Here is an 18,281-nt window from a genome sequence, read left to right on the forward strand (position 1 = left end):
GGTGCGGGCTCTGCTCGCTCAACCTCGTGCGCGGCCAACCATGCACCGCCTCAGGTGTGAACTGTTCGCGTAACTTGCACTGCCCGGAGGCGCGGGACGTGGCTGATCGGGTTCGTTTCGGCCCCTGAGGTCAAGGGCCTATGGGTGGCTGGCCGTGGTCATGACTCGGCGCAGCAGCTGATTGAGGGTCTGCGCCTCCTCGGGGGTGAGGGTGGCGAGGGCCTCCTGCTGGAGGCCGAGGCCGACGCCGACGGCGCGGTCGACCAGGTCGAGGCCGGTGTCGGTGAGGGTGATCCGCAGGCCGCGCCGGTCGCTCGGGTCGGGGGAGCGGGTGACCAGGCCGGCCCGCTCCAGCTTGTCCAGGCGGCCGGTCATCCCGCCGGTGGTGAGCATCAGGGTGGCGGTGAGCTCGCGGGGCGAGAGGGTGTACGGCGCATCGGACCGGCGGAGGGTGGCCAGCACGTCGAACTCGCCGCGGCCGATGCCGAAGGCGGCGAAAGCGGCCTCCATCCGGTCGCCCATCAGCCGTGAGATCCGGAAGATCCGGCCGAACGCGGCCATCGCCTCGGTCTGCAGATCGGGCCGGACCCGGGCCCACTGGGCGGTGATGGCATCGACGGCATCGGGGGCGGCGGTGGTCTTTCGGTCCATGGGGCCAGTCTCGCACGGCATCGGCCGACAGAAAGTTAATTGACAGTAAGTTGCTTAGCGCTAAGTTATTTACATGCTATCCGTGTCGACGCGCACCGTCGTGCTCACCGCCCTCGCCCCGCTGGCCTGGGGCTCCACCTACTTCGTGACCTCCGAGTACCTCCCCGCCGAGCGGCCGCTGCTCGCCGCCACCCTGCGGGCGCTGCCGGCCGGGCTGGTGCTGCTGGCGGTGGGCAGACGGCTGCCGCAGGGCGTCTGGTGGTGGCGGGCGGCGCTGCTCGGGGCGCTCAACATCGGGGTGTTCTTCGCCCTGCTGTTCGTCGCCGCCTACCGCCTGCCGGGCGGGGTAGCGGCCGTGCTCGGGGCCGTGCAGCCGCTGCTGGCGGCCGGGCTCGCGGTGCCGCTGCTGGGGGAGCGGGCCGGTCGCCGGGCGGTGACCGCCGGGCTGGCCGGGGTGTTCGGAGTCGCCCTGGTGGTGCTGCGGGCCACCGCGGAGCTGGACACCATCGGCGTCCTGGCCGGGCTCGGCGGGGCGGCCTGCATGGCGGCCGGCACCGTGCTGACCAAGCGCTGGGGCCGTCCCGAGGGTGTCGGTCCGCTCGTTCTGACGGGCTGGCAGCTGACGGCCGGCGGTCTGCTGCTGCTCCCGGTCGCGCTGCTTGCGGAGGGCGCACCGCCCGCGCTGACCGGCGCCAACCTGCTCGGCTACGGCTACCTCGCGGTGCTCAACACGGCCCTCGCGTACTGGCTCTGGTTCCGTGGCATCGGCCGACTGCCCGCCACCTCGGTCGCCTTCCTCGGCCTGCTGAGCCCGGTCTCCGCCGCCGTGATCGGCTGGGTCGCCCTCGGCCAGTCCCTGACGGTGATCCAGCTGCTCGGTATGGCGATCGCACTGGGCAGCACGGTGCTCGGTCAGAAGCGTGCCACGGCCCGGAAAAGCGGTGAGGGGGAGCCGGAGCTCCCCCTCACCGCGCCCGAGCGGGACCGTCAGTCCACCTCGGCGACCGCCTGAGCGAACTGGGCCTGGTAGAGGCGGGCGTAGGCTCCCTCGGCGACGATCAGGTCGTCGTGGGAGCCCTGCTCGACGATCGAGCCGTTCTCCATCACCAGGATCACGTCGGCGTCCCGGATGGTGGAGAGGCGGTGGGCGATCACAAAGCTGGTCCGTCCACTGCGCAGCCGGGCCATGGCCCGCTGGATGAGGACCTCGGTACGGGTGTCCACCGAGCTGGTCGCCTCGTCCAGGACCAGGATGCTGGGCTGGGCGAGGAAGGCCCGGGCGATGGTGATCAGCTGCTTCTCGCCCGCGCTGACGCCGGTGCCCTCGTCGTCGATGACGGTGTCGTATCCGTCGGGCAGGGTGCGCACGAAGCGGTCCACATGGGCCGCCTTGGCGGCGGCGACGACCTGCTCGCGGGTGGTGTCCTGGGCGCCGTACGCGATGTTGTCCGCGATGGTGCCGCCGAACAGCCAGGTGTCCTGGAGCACCATGCCGATGCCGGAACGCAGTTCCTCGCGGGACATCGCGGCGATGTCCACCCCGTCCAGGGTGATCCGGCCGCCGCTGACCTCGTAGAAGCGCATCAGGAGGTTGACCATGGTGGTCTTGCCCGCGCCGGTCGGACCGACGATGGCCACGGTGTGGCCGGGTTCGACCTTGAGCGAGAGGCCGTCGATCAGCGGCTTCTCCGGGTCGTACCGGAAGGACACCTCCTCGAAGGCGACCCGCCCGCGCAGCTCGGCCGGACGCTCGGGCATCGCGGGCTCGGGCGTCTGCTCGGGGGCGTCCAGCAGCTCGAAGACCCGCTCGGCGGAGGCGACCCCGGACTGCACCAGGTTGGCCATCGAGGCGACCTGGGTGAGCGGCTGGCTGAACTGCCGGGAGTACTGGATGAACGCCTGCACATCGCCGATCGTCAGTGCACCGCTGGCCACCCGCAGACCGCCGATGACCGCGACCAGCACGTAGTTGAGGTTGCCGATCAGCATCATCGAGGGCTGGATGATGCCGGAGATGAACTGGGCCTTGAAGCTGGAGGCGTAGAGCGCCTCGTTCTCCTGACGGAAGGTCTCGGCGGCCTCCTTCTGGCGGCCGAAGACCTTCACCAGCGAGTGGCCGGTGTACATCTCCTCGATGTGCGCGTTCAGTGCGCCGGTGGTCTTCCACTGGGTGATGAACTGCGGCTGGGCCCGCTTGCCGACCTTGGCGGCGACCATCACCGACACCGGTACCGAGATCAGGGCGACCAGGGCGAGCAGCGGCGAGATCCAGAACATCATCGCCAGCACACCGACGATGGTGAGCAGCGAGTTCACCACCTGGCCCATGGTCTGCTGCATGGACTGGCCGATGTTGTCGATGTCGTTGGTGACCCGGCTGAGCACCTCGCCGCGTGGCTGCTTGTCGAAGTAGCTCAGCGGCAGCCGGGAGATCTTGGCGTCGACGGACTCACGCAGCCGGTAGACGGTCTTGTTGATCGCGCTGGCGGCGAGCCGGCCCTGGACGATGCCGAAACAGGCGGACGCCAGGTAGATCGCCAGCACCCAGAGCAGCACGGTGCCGATCGCGCCGAAGTCCATGCCGTGGCCGGGAGTGAAGTCCACCGAGGCGAGCATGTCGGCGATGCGGCCCTTGCCCTCGTGCCGCAGGCCCTCGATCACCTGGTCCTTGGAGACCCCGGCGGGGGACTGGCGGCCGATCACCCCGGCGAAGATCAGGTCGGTGGCGTGGCCGAGCACCCTGGGCCCGACCACGGCGCAGCTGATGCTGAGCACGCCGAGGGCGAGAACGGCGGTGAGGGTGGCCCGCTCGGGGCGCAGCAGGTGCAGGACACGCTTGCCGGAGCCCTTGAAGTCCAGCGACTTCTCCTGCCCCTGGCCGCCCATGAACCGGCCTGGTCCGGCCGGTCCGCGTCGGGCGGCGGCCTCCTGGGAGGTGGAGTTGTGGCCGTCCTTCTGTGGTGTCTCAGCGGTGGTCACGCCGCCTCCTGCTCGGTGAGCTGGGAGAGCACGATCTCCCGGTATGTCGGGTTGTCGGCCATCAGTTCCTGATGGGTGCCGCTGCCGACCACGGCGCCCTCGTCCAGCACGATGATCCGGTCGGCGTCCCGGATGGTGCTGACCCGCTGGGCGACGATCACCACTGTCGCCTCGGCGGTCTCCCGGGCGAGCGCCTTGCGCAGCCTGGCGTCGGTGGCGTAGTCGAGGGCCGAGAAGGAGTCGTCGAAGAGGTAGATCTCCGGACGGCGGACCAGGGCGCGGGCGATGGCCAGGCGCTGGCGCTGACCGCCGGAGACATTGCTGCCGCCCTGGGCGATCGGGGCGTCGAGGCCCTCGGTGAGTTTCTCGACGAAGTCCTTGGCCTGCGCGATCTCCAGGGCCTGCCAGAGCTCCTCGTCGGTGGCGTCGGGGCGGCCGTAGCGGAGGTTGCTGGCGACCGTCCCGGAAAACAGGTACGGCTTCTGCGGGACCAGCCCGACCGTCTCGGCGAGCAGGGCGGGGGAGAGCTCGCGGACGTCGACGCCGTCCACCAGCACCTGCCCGCCGGTCGCGTCGAAGAGCCGGGGAACCAGACCGAGCAGGGTGGACTTGCCGCTGCCGGTGGACCCGATCACGGCGGTGGTCTCGCCGGGCCGGGCCAGGATGTCGATGCCGCGCAGCACGGAGGCCTCGGCACCCGGGTAGCAGAACTCGACGTTGCGCAGCTCCAGGTGGCCCCGGTGGAGCAGCTCGGTGACCGGGCTGGCGGGCGGTACGACGCTGGACTCGGTCGCCATGACCTCGCCGATGCGCTCGGCGCAGACCTCGGCGCGCGGCACCATCATGAACATGAAGGTGGCCATCATGACGCTCATCAGGATCTGCATCAGGTAGGAGAGGAAGGCCGTCAGCCCGCCGACCTGCATCCCGCCGCTGTCGATGCGGTGCGCGCCGAACCACATCACGCCGACGCTGGACACGTTCACCACCATCATCACGGTGGGGAACATGAAGGACATCAGCCGGCCGACCCGCAGCGAGACCGCGGTCAGCTCGGTGTTGGCACCGGCGAATCGGTCCTGCTCGTGACCGTCCTTGACGAAGGCCCGGATGACCCGGATACCGGTGATCTGCTCGCGCAGGACCCGGTTGACGGTGTCGATCCGGGTCTGCATGGTGCGGAACTGCGGCCGCATCCGCCGGACCAGCAGAGTCACCACGACGCCCAGGACGGGCACCACGACCAGCAGCAGGCCGGAGAGCGGCACGTCCTGGTTGAGCGCCATGACGATGCCGCCGATGCACATGATCGGGGCGGCGACCATCAGCGTGAAGGCCATCAGGGTCACCATCTGGACCTGCTGGACGTCATTGGTGGTGCGGGTGATCAGTGAGGGGGCTCCGAAGCTGCCCATCTCCCGGGCGGAGAAGCTCTGCACCCGGTCGAAGACGGCCGCGCGGATGTCCCGTCCGACCGCCATCGCGGTGCGCGCCCCGTAGTACACGGCGCCGATCGAGCAGGCGGCCTGGGCGATGGTGACGGCGATCATCACCCCGCCGATCCGCAGGATGTATCCGGTGTCGCCCTTCACTACCCCGCTGTCGATGATGTCGGCGTTCAGCGTCGGCAGGTACAGCGCCCCGATGGTCGCCACGAGTTGGAGCAGGACGAGCAGTGAAATCGGTTTGGAGTAGCGGCCCAGATGGGCACGCAGGAGTTTGAGCAGCACCTGGACACTCTCGTTCTCGGCTTGGGTGTTCGCACCCTATTTTCAGCTCTCCCACAGACGAGTGCGGGGCTTTGACGCTGCCGGGGCGGGCGGATTTCGTGTGGGTCCCGCACCGTCGGTCTGCTGCGGGTCTGCACTGCGGGTTCACCAGTGTGCCAGCTGCCGGTACCCCCTTACGGAACGGCCCGGTAGCCCCTAGGCTGCGTATTGCCCTCTTGTTACTCGCTGGTTAATAAGGCGGGCCGGTCGGCTGCCCCCACGGCCAACCGACCTCACCCTCGACCACCCGCCCCCGGAGGTCCTCGTTGAGCACCGCGCAGTCCATGATCGAGAGCCGTCCGCCCTCTGTGGCCCACCTTTTCCTGAACCGGGTGGAGGCCACCCCCCACGCCGAGGCGTACCGCTTCCCGGCGCCTGTGGACGAGCACGCGGCGGACGGCGCGCCCGGTGCCGAGCAGTGGCGCTCGCTGACCTGGGCGCAGACGGCCGAGCGGGTCAAGGCGGTGGCGGCCGGGCTGATGGCGCTCGGCATCGAGGCCGAGGACCGGGTGGCGATCGCCTCTTCCACCAGGGTCGAGTGGATCATTGCCGACCTGGGCAACATGTGTGCCGGTGCCGCGACCACCACGGTCTACCCCAGCACCAACGCCGACGAGACGGCGTTCATCCTCGCGAACTCCGCCAGCAAGGCCCTGTTCGCCGAGAACGCGGGCCAGCTCGCCAAGGCCGTTGCCGAGCGGGCCCAGCTGCCCGCCCTGCGGACCGTCGTCCTGTTCGACGACACCGCCGAGCGCCCCGAGGCCGAGGGCCTGGAGGTCCTCACCCTGGCCGAACTGGAGGAGCGCGGCGCCGAGTACCTGGCCGAGCACCCTGATGCCGTCACCAAGGCGGTCGAGGCGCTCGACAAGGAGCAGCTGGCCACCCTGATCTACACCTCCGGAACCACGGGACGCCCCAAGGGCGTGCGGCTGGTGCACGACTGCTGGTCGTACGAGGGGGTGGCCCAGCAGGAGAGCGGGCTGCTGCGCGCCGACGATGTGCAGTTCATGTGGCTGCCGCTCTCGCACGTCTTCGGCAAGACCCTGATCTCCGGCCAGATCGCCACCGGCCATGTGATGGCCGTGGACGGCCGGGTGGACCGGATCGTCCACAACCTGCCGGTCATCAGGCCGACCCTGATGGCCTCCGCGCCGCGCATCTTCGAGAAGGTCTACAACGGCATCGCCGGGAAGGCCAGAGCCGAGGGCGGCGCCAAGTACAAGATCTTCCTCTGGGCGGCCAAGGTCGCGCGTGACTACGCCAGGACCACCCAGGCCAACCAGGTCGCCACCGGGCGGGAGAGCGCCCCCTTCGCGCTGAGCCTGCAGCACACCGTGGCCGACAAGCTGGTCTACGCCAAGATCCGTGCCGCCTTCGGCGGGCGGCTGCGCGGCTCGGTCTCCGGCAGCGCTGCGCTCGCCCCCGAGATCGGGTTCTTCTTCAAGGGCGCGGGCGTGCCGGTCCTGGAGGGCTACGGCCTGACCGAGACCAGCGCCGGCTCCACCGTCAACCGCGCCGAGGACTTCCGGGTCGGCACCGTGGGCCTGCCGCTGCCGGGCACCGAGGTGCGGATCGCCGAGGACGGCGAGATCCTGCTGCGCGGCCCCGGCGTCATGCGCGGCTACCACGACCTGCCCGAGCAGACCGCCGAGGTGCTGGAGTCGGACGGCTGGTTCCACACCGGCGACATCGGCGAGCTGGTCGAGGACGGCTATCTGCGGATCACCGACCGCAAGAAGGACGTCTTCAAGACCTCCGGCGGCAAGTACGTCGCACCCAGCGAGGTCGAGGGCAAGTTCAAGGCGATCTGCCCCTTCGTCAGCAACATCCTGGTGATCGGCAACGGACGCAACTACTGCACCGCGCTGATCGGCCTGGACGAGGCGGTGCTCATGCCCTGGGCGAGCGACCACGGCCTGGCCGACAGGTCGTACGCCGAGGTGGTCGCCAGCCCGGAGGCCAAGGAGCTGGTGGACGGCTACGTCCGCAAGGTCAACGCCGAGCTGCAGCGCTGGCAGACGATCAAGAAGTTCACGCTGCTCCCGCGCGACCTGGACATCGAGCACGGCGAGCTGACCCCGAGCCTCAAGATCAAGCGCCCGGTGGTCGAGCGGACGTACGCGGACGCGGTCGCCGAGATGTACGCGGGCGCCAACGAGGCGTGATGCCGCCGTCCCGTACGGCCCGGGTGGATCACTCGGGCCGTACGGGACAATGGGGTCATGCCCTCCGCACTTCCCGACGGTGAACCCGTGCCGTCCGACGGTTCCCTGCCCGACCACGCCCTTGCCGGTCTGGGTGAGCGTCCCTTCGGCTTCTATGTGCACGTCCCCTACTGCGCCACCCGCTGCGGGTACTGCGACTTCAACACCTACACCGCCACCGAGCTCCGATCGTCGGGAACCGTCGCCTCGCAGGAGACGTACGCCGACAACCTGATCGCCGAGATCCGGCTCGCCCGGCGGGTGCTGGGGGACGTCGAGCTGCCGGTGCAGACCGTCTTCCTCGGCGGCGGTACGCCGACCCTGCTGCCCGCGCGGGACCTGGTGCGGATGCTGGCGGCGATCCGGGACGAGTTCGGGCTGGCCGCCGACGCCGAGGTGACCACGGAGGCCAACCCCGAGTCGGTCGACCCCGCCTATCTGAGCGAACTGCGCGAGGGCGGCTACAACCGGATCTCCTTCGGCATGCAGAGCGCCCGCCCGCACGTCCTGACGCTGCTCGACCGGCACCACACGCCGGGCCGCCCCGAGGCCTGTGTCACCGAGGCGCGGGCGGAGGGCTTCGAGCACGTCAACCTCGACCTGATCTACGGCACCCCCGGTGAGTCCGACGACGACTGGCGGGCCTCCCTGGACGCCGCGATCGGCGCCGGGCCCGACCACGTCTCCGCGTACTCGCTGATCGTCGAGGACGGCACCAAGCTGGCCGCCCGGATCAAGCGCGGCGAGCTGCCGATGGTGGACGACGACGTCCACGCCGACCGCTACCTGATCGCCGAGGAGGCACTCGCCGCCGCCGGGTACGCCTGGTACGAGGTCTCCAACTGGGCCACCACCCCCGAGGGCCGCTGCCGCCACAACGAGCTCTACTGGACCGGTGCCGACTGGTGGGGCGCGGGCCCCGGCGCCCACAGCCATGTCGGCGGCGTCCGCTGGTGGAACGCCAAGCACCCCGCCGCCTACGCCCAGGCCCTCGCCGAGCAGCGCACCCCCGCCCAGGGCCGCGAAGTCCTCCCCACCGAGGACCGCCGGGTCGAGCGCATCCTGCTGGAACTGCGCCTGCGCGAGGGCTGCCCGCTCTCGCTGCTCGCCCCCGCAGGCCTGCGCGCCGCCGAACGCGCCCTGGCCGACGGCCTGCTCGACCGGGCGGCATACGCGTCCGGCCGCGCGGTACTCACCCTCCAGGGACGGCTGTTGGCAGACGCGGTGGTCCGCGACCTGGTCGACTAGCCAGGCAGACCCCCCGACGGGCAAGGGGCAACCACACGGAGCCCCGCGCCCCCTGAGGAGCTACCGCTTGCCTAAGAGGTTGCTGTGACGAAGTCGATCAATTCTTCGACCTTGCCGAGGAGTTGGGGTTCGAGGTCCTTGTAGGAGTCGACCGAGGCAAGGATGCGCTTCCAGGCGGCGGGGGTGTCGACGGGCCAGCCGAGGCGGCGGCAGATGCCCTCCTTCCACACCTCGCCGCGCGGGACTGCGGGCCAGGCCGGGATGCCGACGCTGCCGGGCTTCACGGCCTGCCAGATGTCGATGTAGGGGTGGCCGACGACCAGGACCGACTCGTCGGTGACCTGGGCCGCGATGCGGTGCTCCTTGGTGCCGGGCAGCAGATGGTCGACCAGCACGCCCAGGCGGCGGCCCGAGCCGGGGGCGAAGTCGGCGACGATCGCGGGAAGGTCGTCGATGCCCTCCAGGTACTCCACGACCACGCCCTCGATCCGCAGGTCGTCGCCCCAGGCCCGCTCGACCAGCTCCGCGTCGTGCCGTCCCTCGACATAGATCCGCGACTCACGGGCCACCCGGGCCCGCGCCCCGGGCACGGCGACCGAACCGGAGGCCGTCCGCCCGGGTGTCCGCGCGGGGGCGGGCGCGCTGGGGCGAACCAGCGTCACCACCTTGCCCTCCAGCAGGAAACCACGCGGTGTCAGCGGAAACACCCGGTGCTTGCCGAAACGGTCCTCCAGGGTGACGGTCGGCCCCTCGGCGGTCTTCTCGCACCGCACCACGGCCCCACAGAACCCCGTACCCACCTCCTCCACCACCAGGTCGCGCTCGGCGGCCACTTCGGGCGCGGGCTGCTGCCGCTTCCACGGCGGGGTCAGGTCTGGTCCGTACTGCCTGCTGCGCATGCCGCGACTATATGAAATCCGAGGCGGCGTCAGCAGGGCGGTCACAGCCCCGGCGCGCCCCACACGGGGAACCAGCGGGAGAGGTCGGGTTCGATGCGCAGGTCGTTGGCGAGCATCGCCTTGACCTGGAGTTCGAGCGGGTTGTTGCGCTTCTCGCCGGGGAGGGGCGCGAAGGGGTAGAAGGTGCCGCGCTTGTAGAGGTAGACCAGGCCGAGGGACTGACCGGCCCGGTTGCGGAAGGCCACGATCGAGCAGAGGAGCTGGGGGCCGAAGCCGTTGGCCTCCAGCTCGCTGTTGACGGCGTGCAGGTCGTTGACCAGGTCCGGCAGTTCCTCCGGGGTGTGGCGGGCGAGCAGCCAGGAGTAGCCGTAGGAGTCCTGACTGGCCTCGACGGGGGCGCCGCCGCGGTCGGTGTCGGCGTCCAGCAGGGCCCGGACCTGCCGCTCCACCTCGCCGAACGCGCCGCCCTCCACCGCCGCGAAGCAGACCGAGCCGAGACCGGTCGGCCGGAAGTCCGCCGCCGCCTCCAGGGTGAGCGCCGCCGAGGGCACGGCGAACAGCTGGTCGAGATCGGGCTTGACGGGCTTGGTCCGGCCGAACAGGGTGTCCAGGAATCCCACGGTGGTCCTCTCGGAAAGCGGGTCAGTGGCCGAGCTGGGCGGAGATCTTGGTAAGCTGGGCGAGGCGCTGTTCCAGCGACGGGTGGGTGGACATCAGCTGGCTCGCGGCCTCCCGGGCGCTCAGCGCGGGCGCGAAGTAGAAGGCGTTGTACGGCTGCGCCTGGCGCAGGTCCTTGCTGGGGATCGCCGCGATCTGTCCGGTCACCTTGGTCAGGGCCGAGGCCAGCGCGCTTGGCCGGCCGGTGAGCTGGGCGGCGGCCCGGTCTGCCGCCAGCTCGCGGTAGCGGGAGAGCAGCCGGGTGAGCAGGAAGCTGATCGCGTACACCACCATGCTCACCAGCGGGATGATCAGCATGGCGATGGCGGCGTTGCTGTCGTTGTTGTTGCGGTTGTTGCCGCCGAGGAAGCCGCCGTACAGGGCGATCCTGGTCATCATGCCCGCCAGCACGCCGAGGAACCCGGCGATCGTCATCACGGCGACGTCCCGGTGGGCGACATGCGAGAGTTCGTGTGCGAGCACGCCCTCCAGCTCCTCCGGCTCCAGTCGCCGCAGCAGCCCGGTCGTGACGCAGACCACCGCGTTCTGCGGGTTCCGGCCGGTGGCGAAGGCATTGGGCATGTCGTTGTCGGCGACGGCGACCCGGGGCTTGGGCATGTCGGCCAGGGCGCAGAGCCGGTCGATGGTGCCGTGCAGCTGCGGGTACTGCTCGGGGGTCACCGCCCGGGCGCCCATGGCCCGTTCGGTGATCTTGTCGCTGAACCAGAACTGGGCCACGAAGAGTCCGCCGGAGATCAGGATGATCAGCGGCCACGCTCCGCGCAGCAGGACGATCAGTACTCCCGTGAACCCGACATAGAGCAACCCGATGAAGAACATCGTGGTGACCATCCGCCCGGTCAAGCCGCGGTCGGGCGCGAAACGGGAGTGCTGGGATGAAGCCGACATCGCTGCTCCTTAAGTAACCTCGCTCGCCTTCGATGCTGCCACTCGCTGCGCCCTTGAGCACCGACCGCGGACCCGCGATCCGCCAAGGATCACCGGGGCGGCCCGTTCCTGCCGTCGGACCCTGGCCGTACACTGGCAGGTACGGTTCTGGCACTCTGCCTTCCAGAGTGCCAAGGGGCCGGGCGGCTATCGGTTCAACGGACGAAGACGGAGGTGCGTGCCGTGTACAGCGAGCGCAGTGCTGACGAGCGCAAAGCAGACGCGCGCCGCCTCGACCGTCGCGAGATCCGTCCGCTGGACGAGCGCAGGCTGGCCGTGCTGCGCGCGATCGTGCAGGACTACGTCGGGACGGAGGAGCCGGTCGGCTCCAAGGCCCTGGTGGAGCGGCACAATCTGGGCGTCTCCCCGGCCACCGTACGCAACGACATGGCGGCCCTGGAGGACGACGGCTTCATCCACCAGCCGCACACCAGCGCCGGCCGGATCCCGACGGACAAGGGCTACCGCCTGTTCGTCGACCGGCTGGCCGAGGTCAAGCCGATGAGCGCGCCGGAGCGCCGGGCGATCCGGCACTTCCTGGACGGCGCGGTGGACTTGGACGACGTGGTGGCCCGTACGGTCCGGCTGCTGGCGCAGCTGACCAGACAGGTCGCGGTGGTCCAGTACCCTTCGCTGTCCCGGTCCACGGTGCGGCACATCGAGCTGGTGGCCCTCGCCCCGGCGAAGGTGATGCTGGTACTGATCACCAACACCGGCCGGGTCGAGCAACGGTTGGTGGACTGCCCGGGCACGGTCGGCGAGAGCGTTCTGGCCGATCTTCGGTCCCGGCTCCTCACAGGCGCGGTCGGCCGACCGCTGCCCGAGGTGCCGGGTGCGCTGGAGGAGCTCCCGGCGGCTTTCGAGCCGTCCGACCGCCCGACGGTCAGTGTGGTGCTCGCCACGCTGTTCGAGACTCTGGCCGAGCAGAACGAGGAGCGGATCATGCTGGCCGGCACGGCCAACCTGACGCGCTTCGGGCACGACTTCCCGCTCACCATCCAGCCGGTGCTGGAGGCGCTGGAGGAGCAGGTCGTCCTGCTCCGTCTGTTGGGTGAGACGGCGGATGCGGGGATGACGGTCCGGATCGGCCACGAGAACGAGTACGAGGGGCTCAATTCCACCTCCGTCGTCTCGGTCGGTTACGGTTCCGGCGACCAGAGTGTGGCAAAGCTCGGAGTGATCGGCCCGACCCGGATGGACTACCCGGGCACAATGGGGGCGGTGCGAGCGGTGGCACGGTACGTGGGTCAGATCCTGGCCGAGTCGTAGCAGAGCCCGCTGGTCGGACCAGCGGTGAGCAGTCGCAAGCACTTCTAAGAGGCGGAACAAGCGGAGCATTTGGTGGCCACGGACTACTACGCGGTACTCGGCGTCCGACGGGATGCGGGGCAGGACGAGATCAAGAAGGCGTTCCGGCGCCTGGCACGCGAACTGCACCCGGACGTCAACCCGGACCCGAAGACTCAGGAGCGGTTCAAGGAGATCAACGCCGCCTACGAGGTGCTCTCCGACCCCGCCAAGCGGCAGGTCTACGACCTCGGTGGCGACCCGCTCTCGCCAAACGGCGGCGGCGGTGGCGCGGGCGGCTTCGGCGCGGGCGCGGCGGGTTTCGGCTTCTCCGACATCATGGACGCCTTCTTCGGTGCGGCCTCCGGCCAGCGCGGCCCGCGCTCGCGGACACGGCGCGGCCAGGACGCCATGATCCGGCTGGAGATCACCCTGGAGGAGGCCGCTTTCGGCACCACCAAGGAACTCCAGGTCGACACCGCCGTCACCTGCACCACCTGCAGCGGCGAGGGCGCAGCCCCCGGAACCTCCGCCCAGACCTGTGACATGTGTCGCGGCAAGGGCGAGGTCTCCCAGGTCACCCGGTCCTTCCTGGGCCAGGTCATGACCTCCCGCCCCTGCCCGCAGTGCCAGGGCTTCGGCACGGTCGTCCCGACCCCGTGCCCCGAGTGCGCCGGTGACGGCCGGGTCCGCGCCCGCCGTACGCTCACCGTCAAGATCCCGGCCGGTGTCGACAACGGCACCCGGATCCAGCTGGCCGGCGAGGGCGAGGTCGGCCCCGGCGGCGGCCCCGCCGGCGACCTCTACGTCGAGATCGCCGAGACCAGCCACCCGACCTTCCAGCGGCGCGGGGACGACCTGCACTGCACCGTCACCATCCCGATGACGGCCGCCGCGCTCGGCACCCAGGTGCCGCTGCAGACCCTGGACGGCCTGGAGGACGTGGACATCCGGCCCGGTACGCAGTCCGGCCAGTCCATTCCGCTGCACGGCCGGGGTGTGACGCATCTGCGCGGTGGCGGGCGGGGCGACCTGATAGTGCACGTCGAGGTGCAGACGCCCACCAAGCTCGACCCCGAGCAGGAGGATCTGCTGCGGCGCCTCTCGGCGCTGCGCGGCGAGGAGCGGCCCTCCGGCCAGTTCGCGCCGGGCCAGCAGGGGCTGTTCTCCCGCCTGAAGGACGCTTTCAACGGCCGCTGAGCCGTGATCGCCCGGTGCACCCCGTCACGGGGTGCACCGGGCGCTGCCGTACCACCGCACTACTCCCAGGGAATCTGCCATGACCGCGCCCGTCTTCGTCGTCGAGACCGACCTGCTGGCCGGTGCCGCGCCCGGCGCGGTAGTCCGCCTCGACGGGCCCGAGGGGCGGCACGCCGTCGCCGTGAAGCGGCTGGAGACCGGCGAGACGGTGACGCTCGCGGACGGGCTCGGGCTCGGCGTGGACGGCACGGTCACGGCGGTGCACGGCAAGGACGCACTGGAGGTGACGGTCGAGGCCGTCCGGCGCGAGCCCGAGCCCGCGCCCAGGATCGTGGTCGTCCAGGCGCTGCCCAAGGGCGACCGGGGTGAACTCGCCGTCGAGACCATGACCGAGGTCGGCGTGGACGTGGTGATCCCCTGGGCCGCCGCCCGCTGCATCACCCAGTGGAAGGGCGACCGCGGTGCCAAGGCCCTCGCCAAGTGGCGGGCCACCGCCAGGGAGGCCGGGAAGCAGTCCCGGCGGCTGCGCTTTCCCGAGGTCCGCGAGCTCATGACGACGCGTCAGCTGGCGCCACTGCTCGGCCGGGCGGCGCTGGCCGCCGTCCTGCACGAGGAGGGCGCCGAACCGCTGGCGAGCGCGCCGCTGCCCGACAGCGGGGACATCGTCCTGATCGTCGGCCCCGAGGGCGGGGTCTCGCCGGACGAGCTGGCGGCCTTCGCCGAGGCCGGGGCGAAGCCGTACCGGCTGGGCCCGTCCGTGCTGCGCACCTCCACCGCAGGGGTGGCGGCGGGTGCCCTGCTGCTGGGGCGCACCGGCCGCTGGTCCTGAGGGCGCCCCGCCGGGAAGTTTGTGCACCCGATCAGCCCCGCGCCCCCGGGGCGTTGCCAGGTTGCCGTCCGAAGGCGGGTGCGGCGCTGGTGCCCTTTCGGTCTGTGCAGTTCCTTTCCGCCATGAGGCAATTGCCCGGGAGTCCGTCCGAAGGGGCTTGCCGCGCTTCGAAGTTGCCGGGTTCGCTTCGGAAGAAACCCGTCGCACGGGGAGGGGCCCCCTGCATAGGGTGGCGCCCGTGACCGATGCTCAGAGCACCTCTGCAGGCGCCTATCTGCGCCATCCCCACCTCCACGGCGACCTCGTCACCTTCGTGGCCGAGGACGACGTCTGGCTCGCTCCGATCGACGGTGGCCGGGCCTGGCGGCTGACGGCCGACCACTCTCCCGTCAGCCACCCCCGGTTCTCGCCGGACGGGCAGCACATCGCCTGGACGTCCGCCCGGGACGGCGCGCCCGAGATCCATGTCGCCCCCGCCGAGGGCGGCCAGGCCCGTCGGCTGACGTACTGGGGCAGCAGCCAGACCCTGCTGCGCGGCTGGACCGAGGACGGCCGCCCGGTGGCCGTCAGCAGTGCGGGCCAGGCGACCCTCCGCCGGACCTGGGCGTTCGCGATCCCGCTGGACGGGGGCGAGGCGACCCGCCTCCCGTACGGCCCGATCGGCGCGCTCGCCTTCGAGCCGGACGGCGAGCGGACGCTGATCGCCACCTCCTCCAACCGTGAGCCCGCCTGGTGGAAGCGCTACCGGGGCGGCCGGGCAGGCAAGTTGTGGATCGGCGAGCAGGAGTTCTCGCGGGTGCACACCGAGCTGGACGGCAGTATCGACTCCCCGCTCTGGGTGGGTGGGCGGATCGCCTTCCTCTCCGACCACGAGGGTGTCGCGCAGCTGTACTCCAGCCTCCCGGACGGCGGCGACCTGCGCCGTCACAGCGAGGTCGCCCCTGGTGATCAGGGCTTCTACGCACGCAATGCCACCACGGACGGCACCCGGGTCATCTGGCACAGCGCAGGTGACCTGTGGCTGCTGGACGACCTGGAAGGCGCCGTGCCGCGCCGACTCGACATCCGGCTCGCCGGGCCGCGCCCCGGCCGCGCCCCGCAGCCCACCCCGGCCGTCGGGCAGCTGGAGACCGTCGCTCCCGACCGCACCGGACGGGCCAGCGCCGTGGTGGTGCGCGGCAGCGCACACTGGCTGACCCACCGTCAGGGGCCTTCCCGCGTGTTGGCCGAGGTCCCGGGCGTCCGAGCCCGCCTGGTCCGGGTGGTGCCGGGGGCGGACGGTGCGCAGGGTGCGCTCTGGGCCACCGACGCCGAGGGCGACGACGTGCTGGAGTACACCCCCGACGTGCTCGGCGCCGAACGCCGCCGGCTGGCCGCCGGGCAGCTCGGCCGGGTCGACGACCTCGCCGTCTCCCCGGACGGCAGTCGGGCCGCGGTCGCCTCGCACGACGGACGGGTGCTGCTGGTGACCCTGGCCGACGGCGCGGTGCACGAGCTGTCCCGCAGCGTGGACGGCGAGGCCACCGGTCTGGTCTTCGCCCCGGACTCTCGCTGGCTGGCCTGGTCCCAGCCGGCTCTCGGTCCCATGGGGCTGCGGCAGATCATGCTCGCCGACCTGGCGGACCGTACCGTCAGCGAGGCCACCCCGCAGCGCTTCACGGACTACTCGCCGGCCTTCACGGCGGACGGCAGGCACCTGGCCTTCCTCTCCGTGCGCAACTTCGACCCGGTCTACGACGCGCACGTCTTCGACCTGTCCTTCCCGACCGGCTGCCGCCCCTACCTGATCACCCTTGCCGCCGACACCCCGTCGCCCTTCGGCCCGCAGCGCGCCGGGCGGGCGGTCGGCGGGGAGGAGGAGTCCAAGCAGGACGGTGCGAAGGACGGCGAGGACTCCGTGCCCGTCACCCGGGTCGACCTGGAGGGCATCGCCGGGCGGATCATCCCCTTCCCGGTCGAGGGCGGCAGCTTCGGCAGCCTGCAGGCGGCGAAGGACGGCGTGCTCTGGACCAGGCTGCCGCTGCTCGGTCAACTCGGCGACACCGCAGCCTCGTTGGAGGACGAGCAGCCGCGCGCGGTGCTGGAGCGCTTCGACTTCAAGAAGCTGCGCACCGAGCAACTGGTCGCCGAGCTGGACGGCTTCGCGGTGAGCGGCGACGGCAACCGGGTCGCCGTGCTGGACCAGGGCGGGCTGCGGACCGTTCCGGCCGACCACAAGGCGGGTGATGACGAGGATCTCGACGTGGACCTCGACCGGATCCGGGTCACCGTGGACCCGGCTGCCGAGTGGCGCCAGATGTTCGACGAGAACGGCCGCCTGATGCGCGACAACTTCTGGCGTGCGGACCTGGGCGGCCACGACTGGGCCGGGACGCTGGAGCGCTACCGCCCGCTGGTGGACCGCTGCGGCTCCCACGACGACCTGGTGGACCTGCTCTGGGAGACCATCGGCGAGTTGGGCACCTCGCACGCGTATGTGCTGCCGCCCGGGAGGGGCGCCCACGCGGCCCGCCGCCAAGGCCTGCTCGGCGCGGACCTGGTCAAGGACGGCGAGCTGTGGCGGGTGGGCCGGATCCTGCCCGGTGAGTCCTCGGACCCGCGCGCCCGCTCGCCGCTGACCGCACCCGGCGCTGCCGTCCGGGTCGGGGATGCGATCCTCGCCGTCAACGGCCGTCCGGTCGACCCGGTCACCGGACCGGCGCCGCTGCTCGCGGGCACCGCCGGTCAGCCGGTGGAGCTGACCGTGGCCGGGAAGGACGGCGCCGAGCGCTATCCGGTGGTCGTCCCGCTGGCCGAGGAGGAGCCGCTGCGCTACCACGACTGGGTGGCCGGGCGCCGCGCGGCCGTCCGGGAGCTGTCGCAGGGCCGGCTCGGCTATCTGCACCTCCCGGACATGCAGAGCCTCGGCTGGGCGCAGTTCCACCGGGACCTGCGGGTGGAGATGGCCAAGGAGGGCGTGATCGTCGACATCCGGGAGAACCGGGGCGGCCACACCTCCCAGCTGATCATCGAGAAGCTCAACCGGAAGATCATCGGTTGGGACGTCGCCCGGGACATCGCCACAGCGGGCTCATACCCGGACAATGCCCCGCGCGGTCCTGTGGTGGCCCTGGCGAACGAGATGTCGGGCTCGGACGGGGACATCGTCAACGCCGCCATCCAGGCCCTGGGGATCGGCCCCGTGGTCGGCACCCGCACCTGGGGCGGTGTGATCGGCATCGACGGCAAGTACCACCTGGTGGACGGCACCCTGGTCACCCAGCCCAAGTACGCCACCTGGATGGAGGGTTACGGCTGGGGACTGGAGAACCACGGGGTGGACCCGGACGTCGAGGTGCCGATGGCCCCGCACCACTGGGCCGCCGACGAGGACCCGCAGCTCGCCGAAGGCGTCCGGATCGCCCTCGCCACCCTCGCCGGGAACCCGGCCCGCACGGCTCCGCCGATCCCGGAGCTGTAGAGGCGGCCACGGGGGCGCGGGGCTCCGCCCGGTCGACCGGGCTGCATGGTCGGTCGGGCTGCATGGTCGGTCGGGTTCCCCGCGCCCCTGAGGGGTCGCCCGCCTGGGCTAGGCTGCGGGCCGTAGTGATGACCGTTCAGCAACCGTTCA

At 71.1% G+C, this 18,281-nt stretch carries 13 protein-coding genes; 7 read left to right on the top strand and 6 right to left on the bottom strand.

All coding sequences use genetic code 11. From position 1 onward, the window contains the following. Positions 1-138: 138 nt before the first annotated feature. Positions 139-651: a MarR family transcriptional regulator gene (locus P3T39_RS10685; protein WP_280697194.1), complete on the bottom strand. Its 513-nt coding sequence runs from the start codon at positions 649-651 to the stop codon at positions 139-141. A 73-nt stretch (positions 652-724) separates the two neighbouring features. Between P3T39_RS10685 and P3T39_RS10690 the strand changes: the two genes are divergently transcribed. Continuing rightward, positions 725-1,663, top strand: coding sequence for an EamA family transporter (locus P3T39_RS10690; protein WP_280697196.1), 939 nt, complete (start codon positions 725-727; stop codon positions 1,661-1,663). On the opposite strand, the gene P3T39_RS10695 is transcribed toward P3T39_RS10690, so the two are convergent. Both P3T39_RS10695 and P3T39_RS10700 read right to left on the bottom strand, forming a co-directional pair. After that, entirely contained in the window at positions 1,639-3,537 is a 1,899-nt protein-coding gene (locus P3T39_RS10695; RefSeq protein WP_280697327.1) for an ABC transporter ATP-binding protein, read from the bottom strand. The two genes, P3T39_RS10690 and P3T39_RS10695, sit on opposite strands and share 25 nt — an antisense overlap. A gap of 89 nt (positions 3,538-3,626) precedes the next feature. Next, the gene (locus P3T39_RS10700) at positions 3,627-5,360 is read right to left on the bottom strand and encodes an ABC transporter ATP-binding protein (RefSeq protein WP_280697198.1); all 1,734 of its coding nucleotides are present in this window, start codon (positions 5,358-5,360) and stop codon (positions 3,627-3,629) included. Between the two features lie 305 nt (positions 5,361-5,665). Between P3T39_RS10700 and P3T39_RS10705 the strand changes: the two genes are divergently transcribed. Both P3T39_RS10705 and hemW read left to right on the top strand, forming a co-directional pair. Next, positions 5,666-7,564 (top strand): long-chain fatty acid--CoA ligase, encoded by a 1,899-nt coding sequence (locus P3T39_RS10705; RefSeq protein ID WP_280697200.1) that lies wholly within the window; start codon positions 5,666-5,668, stop codon positions 7,562-7,564. A 57-nt stretch (positions 7,565-7,621) separates the two neighbouring features. Continuing rightward, positions 7,622-8,851, top strand: coding sequence for a radical SAM family heme chaperone HemW (hemW, locus tag P3T39_RS10710; protein WP_280697201.1), 1,230 nt, complete (start codon positions 7,622-7,624; stop codon positions 8,849-8,851). Positions 8,852-8,922: 71 nt separating this feature from the next. Here the strand turns inward: hemW and P3T39_RS10715 are convergent, their stop codons facing one another. Genes P3T39_RS10715 through htpX form a run of 3 tightly spaced genes read right to left on the bottom strand, consistent with a single transcriptional unit; the run spans position 8,923 to position 11,316 of the window. Next, positions 8,923-9,750 carry a DUF3097 domain-containing protein gene (locus tag P3T39_RS10715; protein ID WP_280697202.1) on the bottom strand — a complete coding sequence of 276 codons (828 nt, stop codon included), beginning with the start codon at positions 9,748-9,750 and terminating at the stop codon, positions 8,923-8,925. Positions 9,751-9,791: 41 nt separating this feature from the next. Beyond that, on the bottom strand, positions 9,792-10,370 hold the full coding sequence (locus P3T39_RS10720; protein ID WP_280697203.1) for a hypothetical protein: 579 nt from the start codon (positions 10,368-10,370) through the stop codon (positions 9,792-9,794). A 22-nt stretch (positions 10,371-10,392) separates the two neighbouring features. Beyond that, on the bottom strand, positions 10,393-11,316 hold the full coding sequence (gene htpX / locus P3T39_RS10725; protein ID WP_280697205.1) for a zinc metalloprotease HtpX: 924 nt from the start codon (positions 11,314-11,316) through the stop codon (positions 10,393-10,395). Positions 11,317-11,610: 294 nt separating this feature from the next. On the opposite strand from htpX, the gene hrcA reads away from it, so the two are divergent. The 4 genes from hrcA (at position 11,611) to P3T39_RS10745 (ending at position 18,131) form a co-directional block, all read left to right on the top strand. After that, entirely contained in the window at positions 11,611-12,624 is a 1,014-nt protein-coding gene (gene hrcA, locus P3T39_RS10730; protein ID WP_280697328.1) for a heat-inducible transcriptional repressor HrcA, read from the top strand. Between the two features lie 72 nt (positions 12,625-12,696). After that, complete coding sequence (dnaJ, locus tag P3T39_RS10735) at positions 12,697-13,842, top strand: molecular chaperone DnaJ (RefSeq protein ID WP_280697206.1); 1,146 nt, start codon at positions 12,697-12,699, stop codon at positions 13,840-13,842. Between the two features lie 79 nt (positions 13,843-13,921). Next, positions 13,922-14,671: a 16S rRNA (uracil(1498)-N(3))-methyltransferase gene (locus P3T39_RS10740; RefSeq protein ID WP_280697207.1), complete on the top strand. Its 750-nt coding sequence runs from the start codon at positions 13,922-13,924 to the stop codon at positions 14,669-14,671. Between the two features lie 238 nt (positions 14,672-14,909). After that, positions 14,910-18,131: a S41 family peptidase gene (locus P3T39_RS10745; protein WP_280697208.1), complete on the top strand. Its 3,222-nt coding sequence runs from the start codon at positions 14,910-14,912 to the stop codon at positions 18,129-18,131. The last annotated feature ends 150 nt before the right edge of the window (positions 18,132-18,281 follow it).

Origin of the sequence: Kitasatospora sp. GP82 (assembly GCF_029892105.1) — a bacterium.
Lineage (GTDB): Bacteria > Actinomycetota > Actinomycetes > Streptomycetales > Streptomycetaceae > Kitasatospora.